10 protein-coding genes are annotated in these 14227 nt (G+C 63.0%); 6 read left to right on the forward strand and 4 right to left on the reverse strand.

Annotated features, from left to right (window positions below; genetic code table 11):
* Positions 1 to 493 precede the first annotated feature (493 nt).
* Positions 494 to 2758: a bifunctional 23S rRNA (guanine(2069)-N(7))-methyltransferase RlmK/23S rRNA (guanine(2445)-N(2))-methyltransferase RlmL gene (gene rlmKL / locus LXM55_RS16500; RefSeq protein WP_233321350.1), complete on the forward strand. Its 2265-nt coding sequence runs from the start codon at positions 494 to 496 to the stop codon at positions 2756 to 2758.
* A gap of 136 nt (positions 2759 to 2894) precedes the next feature.
* Positions 2895 to 5294, forward strand: coding sequence for a sensor domain-containing diguanylate cyclase (locus LXM55_RS16505; RefSeq protein WP_233321351.1), 2400 nt, complete (start codon positions 2895 to 2897; stop codon positions 5292 to 5294).
* 39 nt (positions 5295 to 5333) lie between these two features.
* On the opposite strand, the gene dacB is transcribed toward LXM55_RS16505, so the two are convergent.
* Complete coding sequence (dacB, locus tag LXM55_RS16510; RefSeq protein ID WP_233321352.1) at positions 5334 to 6794, reverse strand: D-alanyl-D-alanine carboxypeptidase/D-alanyl-D-alanine endopeptidase; 1461 nt, start codon at positions 6792 to 6794, stop codon at positions 5334 to 5336.
* 235 nt (positions 6795 to 7029) lie between these two features.
* Between dacB and LXM55_RS16515 the strand changes: the two genes are divergently transcribed.
* Positions 7030 to 7374: a YggL family protein gene (locus tag LXM55_RS16515; RefSeq protein ID WP_233321353.1), complete on the forward strand. Its 345-nt coding sequence runs from the start codon at positions 7030 to 7032 to the stop codon at positions 7372 to 7374.
* A 156-nt stretch (positions 7375 to 7530) separates the two neighbouring features.
* On the opposite strand, the gene LXM55_RS16520 is transcribed toward LXM55_RS16515, so the two are convergent.
* Positions 7531 to 8721 (reverse strand): benzoate/H(+) symporter BenE family transporter, encoded by a 1191-nt coding sequence (locus LXM55_RS16520; RefSeq protein WP_233321354.1) that lies wholly within the window; start codon positions 8719 to 8721, stop codon positions 7531 to 7533.
* Between the two features lie 318 nt (positions 8722 to 9039).
* On the opposite strand from LXM55_RS16520, the gene LXM55_RS16525 reads away from it, so the two are divergent.
* The 3 genes from LXM55_RS16525 to LXM55_RS16535 all read left to right on the forward strand — a co-directional run bounded on the left by LXM55_RS16525 (position 9040) and on the right by LXM55_RS16535 (position 11940).
* Complete coding sequence (locus LXM55_RS16525; RefSeq protein WP_233321355.1) at positions 9040 to 9804, forward strand: GntR family transcriptional regulator; 765 nt, start codon at positions 9040 to 9042, stop codon at positions 9802 to 9804.
* 203 nt (positions 9805 to 10007) lie between these two features.
* Positions 10008 to 10958: a LysR family transcriptional regulator gene (locus LXM55_RS16530; protein WP_233321356.1), complete on the forward strand. Its 951-nt coding sequence runs from the start codon at positions 10008 to 10010 to the stop codon at positions 10956 to 10958.
* Positions 10959 to 11106: 148 nt separating this feature from the next.
* Positions 11107 to 11940, forward strand: a complete 834-nt coding sequence (locus LXM55_RS16535) for a nucleoside-binding protein (protein WP_233321357.1) — start codon at positions 11107 to 11109, stop codon at positions 11938 to 11940.
* Positions 11941 to 12023: 83 nt separating this feature from the next.
* Here LXM55_RS16535 and guaD read toward each other — a convergent pair whose 3' ends face one another.
* Complete coding sequence (guaD, locus tag LXM55_RS16540; protein ID WP_233321358.1) at positions 12024 to 13328, reverse strand: guanine deaminase; 1305 nt, start codon at positions 13326 to 13328, stop codon at positions 12024 to 12026.
* Positions 13329 to 13350: 22 nt separating this feature from the next.
* The gene (xdhC, locus tag LXM55_RS16545; protein WP_233321359.1) at positions 13351 to 14193 is read right to left on the reverse strand and encodes a xanthine dehydrogenase accessory protein XdhC; all 843 of its coding nucleotides are present in this window, start codon (positions 14191 to 14193) and stop codon (positions 13351 to 13353) included.
* Positions 14194 to 14227 lie beyond the last annotated feature (34 nt).

Consider the following 14227-nt stretch of genomic DNA (forward strand, 5'->3'; position numbering starts at 1 on the left):
AGGTCGGGCAGAGGGTCTCTGCCGTTGGTGCTCGCTGCCGACGTCGCGAGCCTTGATGTTGACGCCGTTGCGGCGCCAACCTGTGTTGAGTTCTAACCAATAGGTCACAGCAAGTGAATGATCGTTTTGTCATAAGGACGTAACGATAATGCTGTCCAGGCCATAAGCGGCGAGCGGTTTTGTATCGTGCCTGTCACGCAAAGCCCGCTGTGGTGAGCCTCTCGCTAGATGATGAGGTTAATGCTTTAGTGAGAATGTCGAACGGTTGCACTCAACTACTATTCGACGAAGGGTCGACTTATGTCATTTTGTTGCCCTGACTTTTTATCTGTCCCGGCCTCTAAGCTCTTTTGCCCTGCAAAACAGCCGCCCAGCCGGGGTGGCACGGCGCAGTTTCGCGCCACACGAGCGCTCTTGAAGAAAAGCGCTTGATTGAAAACCGAGCGGGCGATGCGTTGCCCGTTCACTTATTGCTAAAGGCCCTGGTATTCCCATGTCGGATCGTTACGAAATCTTCCTCACCTGCCCCAAAGGCCTTGAAGGCCTGCTGATCGAGGAAGCCGTCGGGCTTGGCCTTGAGCAAGCGCGTGAGCACACTTCTGCCGTGCGCGGCATGGCCGACATGGAGACGGCCTATCGCCTGTGCCTGTGGTCGCGCCTGGCCAACCGGGTGCTGCTGGTGCTCAAGCGCTTCCCGATGAAGGATGCCGAGGACCTCTACCACGGTGTGCTGGATGTCGACTGGCAGGACCACATGCTGGCCGACGGTACCCTGGCGGTGGAGTTCAGCGGCCACGGCTCGGGCATCGACAACACCCACTTCGGCGCCTTGAAGGTCAAGGACGCCATCGTCGACAAACTGCGCACCCCGACCGGCGAGCGTCCTTCGGTGGACAAGCTCAACCCGGACCTGCGCATTCACCTGCGCCTGGACCGCGGCGAAGCGATCCTCTCCCTGGACCTTTCCGGCCACAGCCTGCACCAGCGCGGCTACCGCCTGCAGCAAGGCGCTGCGCCACTCAAGGAAAACCTGGCGGCAGCGATCCTGATCCGTTCCGGCTGGCCACGCATCGCCGCTGAAGGCGGCGCCCTGGCCGACCCGATGTGCGGTGTCGGGACCTTCCTGGTGGAAGCGGCGATGATCGCCGCCGACATCGCGCCCAACCTCAAGCGCGAGCAGTGGGGCTTCACCGCCTGGCTCGGCCACGTGCCGGCGCTGTGGCGCAAGCTGCATGACGAGGCGCTGGCCCGGGCCCAGGCCGGCTTGGCCAAGCCGCCACTGTGGATCCGCGGCTACGAGGCCGATCCACGGCTGATCCAGCCGGGTCGCAACAACGTCGAGCGCGCCGGCCTGAGCGATTGGATCAAGATCTACCAGGGCGAAGTGGGCACCTTCGAACCGCGCCCAGACCAGAACCAGAAAGGCCTGGTGATCTGCAACCCGCCTTACGGCGAGCGCTTGGGTGACGAAGCCAGCCTGCTGTACCTCTACCAGAACCTCGGCGAGCGCCTGCGCCAGGCCTGCCTGAACTGGGAGGCGGCGGTGTTCACCGGCGCCCCGGACCTGGGCAAGCGCATGGGCATCCGCAGCCATAAGCAGTACTCGTTCTGGAACGGCGCCTTGCCCTGCAAGCTGTTGCTGATCAAGGTGCTGCCGGACCAGTTCGTCACCGGCGAGCGGCGTACCGCCGAACAGCGTCAGGTGGAGCGCGAGCAGGCCCAGGCCGCCGCAGACGAAGCCCCTGTGCGCCAGTACAACAAGAATGGCAACCCGATCAAGCCGGCGCCGGCTCCGGCGCCTGTGGTCGAGCAGGCACGCTTGAGCGAAGGCGGGCAGATGTTCGCCAACCGCCTGCAGAAGAACCTCAAGCAACTGGGCAAGTGGGCCAAGCGCGAGGGCATCGAGTGCTACCGCGTCTACGATGCCGACATGCCGGAATACTCCCTGGCCATCGACCTGTACCAGGATTGGGTGCACGTGCAGGAATACGCCGCGCCCAAGTCGGTTGACCCGGAGAAGGCCCAGGCCCGTCTGTTCGATGCGCTGGCGGCGATTCCCCAGGCGCTGAACGTCGACAAGAGCCGGGTGGTGATCAAGCGCCGCGAGCGTCAGAGCGGCACCAAGCAATACGAGCGCCAGAGTGCCCAGGGCCAGTTCACCGAAGTCCGCGAAGGCGGGATCAAGCTGCTGGTGAACCTGACCGATTACCTGGATACCGGGTTGTTCCTCGATCACCGGCCAATGCGCATGCGCATTCAGCAGGAGGCGGCCGGCAAGCGCTTCCTCAACCTGTTCTGCTACACCGCCACCGCCAGTGTGCACGCGGCCAAGGGCGGTGCGCGCAGCACTACCAGCGTCGACTTGTCGAAAACCTACCTGGATTGGGCGCGTCGCAACTTCTCGCTCAACGGATTCTCTGACAAGAACCGTCTGGAGCAGGGCGACGTGATGGCCTGGCTGGACAGCTGCCGTGACGAGTTCGACCTGATCTTCATCGACCCGCCAACCTTCTCCAACTCCAAGCGCATGGAAGGGGTGTTCGACGTGCAACGTGACCAGGTGCAGTTGCTGGACCTGGCCATGGCGCGTCTGGCGCCGGGCGGCGTGCTGTACTTCTCCAACAACTTCCGCAAGTTCCAGCTGGATGAGAACCTCGCCGCGCGGTATCAGGTCGAGGAGATCACGGCGAAGACCATCGATCCGGATTTCGCCCGTAACGGCAAAATCCACAGAGCCTGGAAAATCACCGCTCGCTGATGGCCGGACAAGCCACCGGGGCCTGTTTTTTCAGGCTTCGGCGGCTGTTTAGCGCTGGTCAAATTAATGGCTAATAGCTATAACTCACACCTAGTCCGGATGACACCCAAATTCGTTGGCGTGATGAGTTCTACTTATGCCGTTGCATGTGGTACGCCCGAAAATCCTGGGTTTCATAAGTGAAGAGGTTTCTGCCTGGCTGGTGGCCCTGTTGGTATTGCTTGCCGGCGGTATTCTCACCGGGCTTCTCGCCTGGTCCACCTACAGCCTGAACAAGCAGCAGCTGCGACAGCGTTTCCAGTTGCTCGTCAGCGAACGCTACAGCCGCATCGAAGAGCGCTTTCAAGACCAGGAACAACGCCTGGACAGCTTGCGGCGATTCTTTGTCAACTCCGACCTGGTGACCCGCCAGGATTTCGAAGGCTACGCCAAACCGTTGTTGCGTCGGACCCAGGCCTATGCCTGGGCGCCTTTGGTGAGCCGTGCCCAGCGCGCGGAGTTCGAGCGCTCGGTACGGGACCAGGGGCAGCCGGGGTTTTCCATTCTGCAATTGAATGCCAGCGGCCAGATGGAGCCGGCCGGCGATCACGACGACTATGCACCGGTGTTGTACAGCCAGACCCAGAGCCCGCTGGGCTCGCCCCTGGGGTACGACCTGTTGGCCCAGCCCCTGCGCCGGGCCACCCTGGAGCGGGCTCGGGAGCTCAATGGCCTGGCGGTCTCGCCGCCTTTGCACCTGGTGGCGGTGGACCCGGCTTATGCGCGTGGGGTGCTGCTGGCCGCTCCGGTCAGGCGCGCGCAGGAGGGCAGCGGCCCTCAGGCCCGGCCCTACGGTTTTGTGCTGGCGATCATCAGTCTGCGGCAGTTGGTGGCGGACGGCTTGCCGGTTTCTGCCAGCGATAACCTGTCGGTGCGGATTCTCGATCTGTCCACCGAGGGCCAGCACGAGGTGCTCTATGAGTCGAACAACCCGCCTGTCACCAGCAATCTGACCGCCAGCCGCCTGCTGCGCCTGGCGGATCGGGATTACCAGGTGGACATCCGCCCCAGCGCGGCCTTCCTGCACGCTAACCATTCCTCCCTGAGCAGCCTGGTCATTCTTGGCGGCATGCTCAGCCTGCTGCTCAGTGCCTTGCTCTATGTGCTGGTGAGCCAGCGCCAACGGGCCCTGGCGCTGGTGGAGCAGCGCACCGCAGAGCTGCGCAGCCGTGAGCAGGAGCTGCGCGGCACCCATAGCCAGTTGCGTTGCGTGCTCAATGCCGCCACGCAGGTGGCGATCATCGCCACGGACCTGCGCGGGGTGATCAGCACCTTCAATGCCGGGGCCGAGCAGATGCTTGGTTACCGCAGCGCCGAGGCCGTGGGGCACCTGACCCTGGAAAGCCTGCACCTGCCCGAAGAACTGGAAAGCTGGGCGCAAAGCCTCAGCCAGCGCTATGGCAAGGCCATCCCGGTGTCCCAGGCGATGTTGGTGGAAGAGGGCATGGCTGGTGGGCATGAGACTCGGGAGTGGACCCTGGTTCGGCGTGACGGCAGTCATTTGCAGGTGAATATGCTGGCCACCCCGGTGCTCGACGACCAGGGGTTGTGGATTGGCCATCTGGCGATCTGCATCGACATTACCGAGCGCAAGCGCGTGCATGAGGCCCTGGCCGCCCGTGATCGTTTGTTGCAGCGGCTCAGCGCCCATGTGCCAGGCGGGATCTATCAGTTCAAGCTGGACGCCGACGGGCATGCGAGTTTCACCTACGCCAGCGACGGTATCCGCGAGATTTACGAAATAGAGCCGCAGTTGCTGCAGCAGGATGCCGAGCCGGTGTTCGAGCGCATCCATCCCGAGGACCTGGAGCGGGTGCGTGAGTCGATCCGGGTCTCGGCGCAGCAGCTCAGCCCCTGGCGCGAGGAATACCGGGTCCGCCTGCCGCAACGCGGCTTGCGCTGGATGCGCGGTGCGGCGACACCTGAAAGCCTGCGTGGCGGCGGTGTGCTATGGCACGGCTATATATCGGATATCTCCGACCTCAAGCGGGTCGAGGAAGAGTTGCGGGCACTGTCGATCACCGATTCGCTGACCGGCATCCACAACCGGCGCTTCTTCCAGGAGCGGCTCCAGGCGGAAATGCATCGGCTCAAGCGTGGCGGCGGCGAGATGGCGGTGATCATGCTGGATGTCGATCATTTCAAGCGGATCAACGACCAGTATGGGCATGGCGTAGGGGATCAGGTGCTGCGCGGGTTGTGCGAACGCATCGGTCGGCGGCTGCGGCGTGTCGACGTCTTCTGTCGTCTGGGGGGCGAGGAGTTCATCGTCCTGTGCCCGGACACCACCGGCCAGCAGGCGCTGATTCTGGCGCAGGAACTGTGGCACGGGGTGCGCAGTTCGCCGATCGGGCCAGTGGCTGTCGTGACGGCCAGTTTCGGTATCGCCAGTTGGCGCGAAGGCGAGGGCGCGGACGGGTTGCTGCTTCGGGCCGACTCCGGGGTCTATGCCGCCAAGCAGGCGGGGCGGGATCGGGTCCAGACGGAGTTGCCATGAAGGCGGGCGGCGCACCAGGCGCGCCGCCCGTGTCGTCGGTTACAGCACCGACGCGCTGGTGGCCAGCTTCGGCTGGCGATACAGGTCCAGCAGCACCTGATCCAGCACCGAGGAGGCGCCGAACGGCCGTGGATCGTTGAGGATCGCCACCACTGCCCAGGTATTGCCGTTGTCATCGCGGCTGTAGCCGGCGATGGCGCGGACGGTGTTCAGGGTGCCAGTCTTGATGTGCGCCTCACCCGACATGGCGGTGCGCTTGAGGCGCTTGCGCATGGTGCCGTCCATGCCGGCGATCGGCATCGAGCTGATGAACTCGGCCGCATAGGGGCTCTTCCACGCGGCTTGCAGCAGGCCGGCCATTTCCCGGGCGCTGACCCGCTCGGCACGGGACAGGCCGGAGCCGTTCTCCATCACCAGGTGCGGCGAGGTAATGCCCTTCTTCGCCAGCCATTGGCGCACCACGCGCTGGGCGGCCTTGGCGTCATCGCCATCGGCCTCGTTGCGGTACTTGGCGCCCAGGCTCAGGAACAACTGCTGGGCCATGGTGTTGTTACTGTATTTGTTGATGTCGCGGATGATTTCCGCGAGGTCCGGGGAGAAGGCCCGGGCCAGCACCTTGGCATCCTTGGGCACCACCGCCAGGCGATCCTGGCCCTGGATGCTGCCGCCCAGTTCGCTCCAGATCGCCCGCACCGCGCCGGCGGTATAGGTGGCGTGGTCCAGCAGCGACAGGTAGGTCTGGGAGCTGCAGCCATCGCCCAACTGGCCGCCGACGGTGACGATTACGCTGCCATCGGCCTGGGTGACCGGGTTGTAGCGCACGTCACCGGTGCACTGCTTGGTGTTGACCGCCTTGACCTGGTTGTCGATGCGAATCTTGGCGATCGGCGGTTCCACCGACACCAGCACCCGCCCGGAATCATTGCGGGCAACAAAGCGCAGGGCCTTGAGGTTGACCATCAGGGCGTCGGGCTTGACCAGGAACGGCTTGTTCTCGTCGTTGCCGTCGTCATTGAATTCCGGCAGTTGCGGTTGCACGAAGTAGTTGCGATCCAGCACCAGGTCGCCGGTGACTTGCTGCACGCCATTGGCCCGCAAGTCGCGCATCAGCAGCCAGAGCTTCTCCATGTTCAGCTTGGGGTCGCCGCCGCCCTTGAGGTACAGGTTGCCGTTGAGGATGCCGCCGCTGAGGGTGCCGTCGGTATAGAACTCGGTTTTCCACTGGTGGGTTGGGCCGAGCATTTCCAGGGCTGCATAAGTGGTCACCAGCTTCATGGTGGACGCCGGATTGACCGATACATCGGCGTTGAAAATGGTCGGGGTGCCCGGGCCGTTCAGGGGGATCATCACCAGCGACAGCGCGTTATCCGGAAGTTTGCTGGCTTTGAGGGCTTGCTGGACCTTGGGGGTCAGGGTGGTGTTGACCGGGGCCGCGGAAACGGGGAATGCCAGGGGTAGAAAAACACTGGCAAGCAACAGAGGACGCAACGATTTGATCATATGAAATGGAACCCTGCAGTCGAGGGGGAAAAAAGGCGAGGGCATGCAGATAAAATCCCTCAGTAGTCATGAAAGTGTCGGCATTATGCCCCAAGGTATAGCGGCTTGTGCCGTGCCACGGGCTGCCGGGGTGGTATTTTTTTTACCAATGGCAGGGCCGCGTCCTCATAGAGTCAGGCAATCGCTTGCCTAAACTGGTAAAGTGCCGCCCGTTATTACTTATGAGGATTGTTCCATGGCCACTAACCGTTCCCGCCGTCTGCGCAAAAAACTCTGCGTGGATGAATTTCAGGAGCTGGGTTTTGAGCTGAACCTGGATTTCAAAGAAGATCTGGCTGACGAAGCTATCGATGCTTTCCTCGACGCATTCCTCAAAGAAGCGATGGAAGCCAACGGCCTGGGCTATGTAGGCGGCGACGACTTCGGTCTGGTATGCCTGAGCAAGCGCGGTTCCGTCAGCGAAGAGCAACGTGCCACCGTTGAAGCCTGGCTCAAGGCGCGCACCGAGCTGACCACCGTTGAAGTCAGCCCGCTGCTGGACGTCTGGTACCCGGACAACGCGATCAACCCAGTCGCGTGATGTCATGCATGAGCGGCCCGTCCGGGCCGCTCATGCGTTGTTGCCCCAGGGCAACGTCTCGATCTTTCCCTTGTCTCCTTGCACCTGCCACGGGCCCGCCCCGGGTTCTGTCGTGGGCGCTGATATTCGAAGGCGCTGGCTTGCCAGTGAAGCGCCTCAGGCATTGCGCCAGTTCAGGATCATCAAGGTCACCACCCCCGCGACGATTCCCCAGAACGCCGAGCCGATGGAAAACAGCGTCAGCCCCGACGCCGTGACCATGAAGGTGATCAACGCGGCCTCACGCTCCTTCACTTCACTCATGGCAATGCTCAGGCCGTTGATGATCGAGCCGAACAGTGCCAGGGCGGCAATCGACAGCACCAGTTCCTTGGGCAGGGCAGCGAACAGCGCCGCCAGGGTGGCGCCGAAGACCCCGGCAATGCCGTAGAAAATCCCGCACCACACCGCCGCGGTGTAGCGCTTGCTGTGATCTTCGTGGGCGTGCGGGCCGGTGCAGATGGCGGCGCTGATGGCCGCGAGGTTGATGCCGTGGGAACCGAACGGCGCCAGCAGCAGCGAGGCAAAACCGGTGGCGGTGATCAGCGGCGAGGCTGGAACGTTGTAGCCATCGGCGCGCAGCACGGCGACCCCGGGCATGTTCTGCGAAGTCATGGCCACCACGAACAGGGGAATGCCGATGCTGATGGTGGCCGCCAGGGAGAAGTGCGGCGTGGTCCAGACCGGTGTCGCCACTTCCAGGTGAAAGCCGCTGAAGTCCAGCAGGCCCATGGCGCCCGACAGGGCCGTGCCAATCAGCAGCGCGGCCAGTACCGCGTAGCGCGGCGACAGGCGCTTGACCACCAGGTAGGTGAAGAACATGCCCAGTACCAGGCCGGTGCGATGCTGGGCGGCGACGAAGATTTCACTGCCGATCTTGAACAGGATCCCCGCCAGCAGGGCCGCTGCCAGGGACGCGGGGATCTTTTTCACCAGGCGCTCGAAGCTGCCGGTCAGCCCGCACAGGGTGACCAGCACGGCACAGGTGATGTAGGCGCCGATGGCTTCGCCGTAGGTGACTCCGGAGAGGCTGGTGATCAGCAAGGCAGCGCCGGGGGTCGACCAGGCGATGGTAATGGGGGTGCGATAGCGCAACGACAGGCCGATGCTGCACACCGCCATGCCGATGGAGATGGCCCAGATCCACGAGGAAATCTGACCGCTGGTCAGGCCGGCGGCTTGTCCGGCCTGGAACATCAGCACCAGGGAGCTGGTGTAGCCAGTCATCATGGCGATGAAGCCGGCCACTATGGCTGACGGTGAAGTATCGGCCAGAGGGCGCAGCTGCGCGGGAGTGGCGTCGGACATTACTGCTGTTCCTTGTTCTTGAAGTGCGCAAAAAACCACATCCCGGGCGCATTGATCGAAGCGCTTTCGAGCAATGGGCCAGTCATGGGGTTCAAGGTTCAAGCCTAAACTTAAAAGTAACTTTGCATTGCAATACAGCCGTGACTACAAATAGCCGTACAGTCGCCGAGCAAGCGGTGGGTCCGTAACACTTTTTGCTAGCGATCCCCATGGGTTGTGTACAATGTGCCCCTGTTTTAACGCGATACTTGCCAGCGACCCACCGTGGCGTATTAAAGTCACGCCGAAATCGCCGCAGTCCTTCCGACCCGAGTGCCCATGAACGAACAGTTGCAACCTCTCAAGAAACAACCGCGAGCAGGCAAAGCCGGTCGCAGCGGAACCCAGGACGATATTGTCTACGCGCACATCTTTGAGGCCATCCTCGAGCAGCGCCTGGCGCCCGGTACCAAATTGAGCGAAGAGGCGCTGGGGGAGATTTTCGGAGTCAGTCGGACCATCATCCGTCGTGCCCTGTCGCGTCTGGCCCATGAAGGCGTGGTGCTGCTGCGACCCAACCGTGGCGCGGTGGTTTCCAGCCCGAGCGTCGAGGAAGCCCGTCAGGTGTTCCTGGCCCGGCGTCTGGTGGAGCGAGCCATCACTGAGCTGGCCGTGCAGCACGCCACCGCCGAGCAGTTGCTGGAGTTGCGGCAGATGGTCAGCGAAGAGCGCGACAGCTTTTCCCGTGGCGATCGCGGCGCCGGAATCCGTCTCTCCGGGGAGTTCCACCTGAAGCTGGCGGAAGCGGCCAGGAACGCGCCGCTGATCAGTTTCCAGCGCAGCCTGGTGTCCCAGACTTCGCTGATCATCGCCCAGTACGAAAGCGGCAACCGCTCGCATTGTTCCTACGATGAACACACCCAGCTGATCGATGCCATCGAAGCCAGGGACGGTGAACTGGCGGTGAACCTGATGATGCATCACATGGACCACATCGACAGCAAGCTCAACCTCGACGAGGAAAGCGCTTCGGACGACCTGCATGCGGTGTTCTCGCACCTGCTGCAAACCAAGAAGCCGGGGCGGCCCAGCGCCAAGCTCTGAGTAGCCGTCGCCAGCTTCAAGCAATCCCCCGCTGCGTACCTGGCACGCAGCGGGGGATTTTTGTTTGGCACAAGCAAAGGTTCCGGGGCGGGTTGATTGTTGCGATTTTAATGATGGATTGTATACAGTGCCCGCTTCGAGGCGGGCGGCGCGGTTGCAGACCGCCATGACTCGCTTCTCGCCCTGCGAAAGGAGCCCGCGGCATGAGCGGCAGAACGCTACGTATTCATTCCTCCGCGATCCACTACTTCGACATGGTCCGGCGCTGCCATTCGATCCGTGAGGCTGCCCGGCGTCTGAATGTCGCGTCCTCGGCGGTGAATCGGCAGATTCTCAAGATCGAGGATGAAATTGGCGCGCCGCTGTTCGAACGCTTGCCCGGCGGCCTGCGCCTGACCCTGGCCGGGGAGGTTCTCAGTCGCCACGTCAACCTGGTGCTGCAGGATCTGGAGCGGGTGCGCCTGGAGTTCGACGCCTTGCGTGGCTTGAAGAGCGGCCACGTGGAGATCGCCACGGCAGAAGGCGCCGCGGTGGATCTGCTGCCTTCGGTGCTCAAGCGCATGCGCGATCACTACCCGCAGGTGACCATCGGCGTCACCGTCCAGGGGTCGCAATCGATTCCCCAGGCCCTGATCAATAGTCGCGCCGACCTGGGCCTGGCCTTCGCCGTGCCGCGGGCGGCGGAAATTCGTCAATTGAGCGTCGGACATTTTCGCCTGGGGGCATTGGTCAGCCCTGACCATCCCTTGGCGGAGCGAGGCAGCGTCAACTTCGCCACCTGTGCCGAGCACGGGTTGATCCTGGCCAAGAGCGAACTGTCGATCCATCACTTGCTGGCGCCACTGCACAAGCGCCTGGGGCTGCTGGACAAGCCGCCGTTGCAGAGCAACTCCATGGAGCTGGCGCGGCAGATGGCCCGGCACAACATGGGCGTGGCCTTCCAGACCCGTGTCGGGGTCGAGGCGGATCTGGACAAGGGCGAGTTGCTGCACATTCCCCTGAGTGACCAGGGCGGCATCTACAGTGACCTGGGGCTCTATGCCCGCAGTGGCCGCGACTTGCCCAGCGCGGTGGAGGCGCTGGCGCATTTGCTCAGTGAGGAGATCGCGATTCGCGAGCGGGCAGAGCGCGCCTTCGGCCAGCCGGTGCTCTGAGTCCGGCCTCCTGGCCCCGTGTTGCCATTTCGGCAGCGCCCTGATCGATATTCTGTGCTTTGGGCACTGTGGCGCTTGTGTCGATACTGCGTCCGGTCGGCAGCCAGCGAAGCTGCCTCAAGCCACACCGCCACAGGACATAATAAAAATGAAAAAGGCACTACAAGGCGCAACCCTGCTATTGACCATGATCGGAGCAGGGGAAGCAGCCGCCCTCGAGTGGATGAACAACAGCGTCGGCTTTCGGTACGGCAAGGAGTTCACCAACCCGAACAACCCGCACTACATCAGCAAGCGCATCTACAGCTTCACCCACGCCAGCGGCTACCAGTACGGCAGCAACTACCTGCACCTGGATGTACTGCTTTCCGACAGCGACGATCCGCGCAAGGGCACCCACAAGGGCAGCAGCGAGGTCTACGGGGTCTATCGTCATCAGCTGTATTCTTCCCGGGTACTGGGCACGCCGCTGGGCACCGGCCTGATCAAGGACTACGCGCTGACCATGGGCTTCGACGCCAGCCGCAACAACAACCTGGGATCGGCGAAAAAGCGCGCCCTGGTCTTTGGCCCGACCCTCAAGTTCAACACGGTCGGAGTGCTTGACCTGAGCTTGCTGTACTACAAGGAAAACAACCATTCGGGGATCCCCGGGGCCAAGGATCCGGATCACACCTTCGACGATACCTACCTGCTCAACCTGGCCTGGATGCGACCTTTCGAAGTCGGCAGCCACGCTGCCAAGTTCCAGGGTTTCATCAACTACACCGGTGAAAAGGGGCACGACTACAACTACCGCGACACCGCTCCGGAAACCCTGCTGCGCAGTTCGTTGATGGTGGCCGTGCTGCCGGGCAAGAACGTCAAGCCCAACCTGTACCTGGGGGTTGGCTACGAATACTGGCATAACAAGTTCGGGGTGGACGGCGGACGTGGCACGCGGACCTCGGCGCCAACCTTGAACATGGAAGTGACCTTCTAGGTTCCGTGCAACCCGGTTCAGGGTGCAGACAAAAAATCCCCCGTGCGAGGCTGTCGAACGGGGGATTTTCATTTTCGCAAAGGTTAGCGCTGGTGCACCTGCTGGCCGGCGGCAAAGGTCTGCAGCACCGTGCGGTCATCCCCCAGGGTCATCAGCACGAACAGGGTTTCGGCGATGCTCTTGGCCTGCTTCAGGCGGTAGCTGAGCAGCGGCGTGGCGTGGTAGTCGAGGACCACGAAGTCGGCGTCGGTGCCCGGGTGCAGGGTGCCGATCTTGTCCTCCAGGCGCAGGGCCCGGGCGCCGCCCAGTGTCGCCAGGTACAGCGACTTGAACGGGCTCAGGCGGGCGCCTTGCAGTTGCATGACCTTGTAGGCCTCGTTCAGGGTCTGCAGCAGCGAGAAGCTGGTGCCGCCACCGACGTCGGTGCCCAGGCCGACGTTGAGCTTGTGCTTTTCCGCCATCGGCAGGTTGAACAAGCCGCTGCCGAGGAAGAAGTTCGAGGTTGGGCAGAAGGCCACGGCCGAGCCGGTTTCCGCCAGGCGCGCGCATTCGTCATCGCACAGGTGCACGCCATGGGCGAACACCGAGCGCTCGCCGAGCAACTGGTAGTGGTCGTACACGTCCAGGTAACCCTTGCGCTCCGGGAACAGTGCCTTGACCCATTCGATTTCCTGCAGGTTTTCACTGATGTGGGTCTGCATGTAGAGGTCGGGGTACTCGGTCAGCAACTGGCCGGCCAGGGTCAGTTGCTCCGGGGTACTGGTTGGCGCAAAGCGCGGAGTGACGGCGTAGTGCAGGCGGCCCTTGCCGTGCCAGCGCTCGATCAGCGCCTTGCTTTCCTGATAGCCGGATTCGGCGGTGTCGGTCAGGTAGTCCGGGGCGTTGCGGTCCATCATCACCTTGCCGGCGATCATCCGCAGGTCGAGTTTTTCGGCGGCTTCGAAGAACGCGTTGACCGACTGCGGGTGCACGCTGCCGAACACCAGGGCGGTGGTGGTGCCGTTGCGCAGCAGTTCCTTGATGAAGATGTCCGCCACTTCATTGGCGTGGGCCTGGTCGGCGAACTGGCTTTCACAGGGGAAGGTGTAGGTGTTCAGCCAGTCCAGCAGTTGCTCGCCGTAGGCGCCGACCATGCCGGTCTGGGGCAGGTGGATATGCGTGTCGATGAAGCCGGGAGTGATCAGGGCGTCCGGATAGTGCTCGACCTGCACCTCGGCGGGTAGGTTGGCCAGCAGTTCGCTGGCATGGCCGAGAGCACTGATCCGGCCATTCTCGATTACCAGCAGGCCGTCTTCGAAGTACTCGTAGGAGGCTTCGATGCCGACTTCGGCCGGGTCGGCGATGCTGTGCAGGATGGCGGCACGGTAGGCTTTGCGAGTCAAAGGCATGGGGGATTCTCAGTGTGTCCTGTCAGTTTGAGGCCTGGCTGCGGCGCGAGGCCGGCAGCAGTCTGGCAATGGGTTCGGCGCTGGCGCTGGGCTGGCCGAAATGAGCGTTGTAGGTGGCGATGATCTCGCCGGCGATGGAGATGGCGATTTCCACAGGCAACTTGCCTTTGACTTCGCCGAGCCCCATCGGGCAGCGCATGCGCTGCAAGGTGTCTGCGTCGAAACCGCGATCACGCAGGCGGTGTTCGAACTTGACCCGTTTGGTCTTCGAGCCGATCAGGCCGAAATAGGTGAAATCGTTGCGCTTGAGCAGGGCCGCGGTCAACTCCAGGTCCAGCTGGTGATTATGGGTCATGACGATGCAATAGCTGCCGGCGGGCAGGTTATCGATTTCCTCCAGCGGTTCGTCGCTGACGATCTTGCGCACGCCCTGGGGAATCTGTTCCGGGAACTCCTGTTCCCGCGAATCGATCCAGCGCACCCGGCAAGGCAGGCTGGCCAGTAGCGGCACCAGGGCGCGGCCGACATGTCCGGCACCGAATACGGCGATCTGTGCCTGTACCTGGCCCATCGGCTCGAACAGCAGCACCGTGGCGCCGCCGCAGCATTGGCCGAGGCTGGCGCCGAGGCTGAAGCGCTCCAGGTGGGTGGCCTGCTTGCCGGCGGCGAGCATCTCCCGGGCGATCTGCATGGCCTTGTATTCCAGGTGGCCGCCGCCGATGGTGTCGAAGGCCCGGGTGGCGCTGACCACCATCTTCGAGCCGGCATTGCGCGGGGTCGAACCCAGCTCTTCGATGATGGTCACCAGCACGCAGGGTTCGCCCTGGCTTTGCAGGTCGGCGAGGGCGCTGATCCAGTTGTACATGTTCACCTCGACATCTTGGTTGTCTGCCCGGGCC

The organism is Pseudomonas sp. Au-Pse12, from assembly GCF_021341665.1.
Taxonomy (GTDB): Bacteria; Pseudomonadota; Gammaproteobacteria; order Pseudomonadales; family Pseudomonadaceae; genus Aquipseudomonas.

Excerpts from the sequence above, each read along its gene's own strand:
- dacB (WP_233321352.1), bottom strand. The coding sequence starts at position 6,794 with ATGATCAAATCGTTGCGTCCTCTGTTGCTTGCCAGTGTTTTTCTACCC.
- LXM55_RS16520 (WP_233321354.1), bottom strand. The coding sequence starts at position 8,721 with ATGTCCGACGCCACTCCCGCGCAGCTGCGCCCTCTGGCCGATACTTCA.
- guaD (WP_233321358.1), bottom strand. The coding sequence starts at position 13,328 with ATGCCTTTGACTCGCAAAGCCTACCGTGCCGCCATCCTGCACAGCATC.
- LXM55_RS16530 (WP_233321356.1), top strand. The coding sequence starts at position 10,008 with ATGAGCGGCAGAACGCTACGTATTCATTCCTCCGCGATCCACTACTTC.
- xdhC (WP_233321359.1), bottom strand. The coding sequence starts at position 14,193 with ATGTACAACTGGATCAGCGCCCTCGCCGACCTGCAAAGCCAGGGCGAA.
- rlmKL (WP_233321350.1), top strand. The coding sequence starts at position 494 with ATGTCGGATCGTTACGAAATCTTCCTCACCTGCCCCAAAGGCCTTGAA.
- LXM55_RS16515 (WP_233321353.1), top strand. The coding sequence starts at position 7,030 with ATGGCCACTAACCGTTCCCGCCGTCTGCGCAAAAAACTCTGCGTGGAT.
- LXM55_RS16525 (WP_233321355.1), top strand. The coding sequence starts at position 9,040 with ATGAACGAACAGTTGCAACCTCTCAAGAAACAACCGCGAGCAGGCAAA.
- LXM55_RS16535 (WP_233321357.1), top strand. The coding sequence starts at position 11,107 with ATGAAAAAGGCACTACAAGGCGCAACCCTGCTATTGACCATGATCGGA.
- LXM55_RS16505 (WP_233321351.1), top strand. The coding sequence starts at position 2,895 with ATGCCGTTGCATGTGGTACGCCCGAAAATCCTGGGTTTCATAAGTGAA.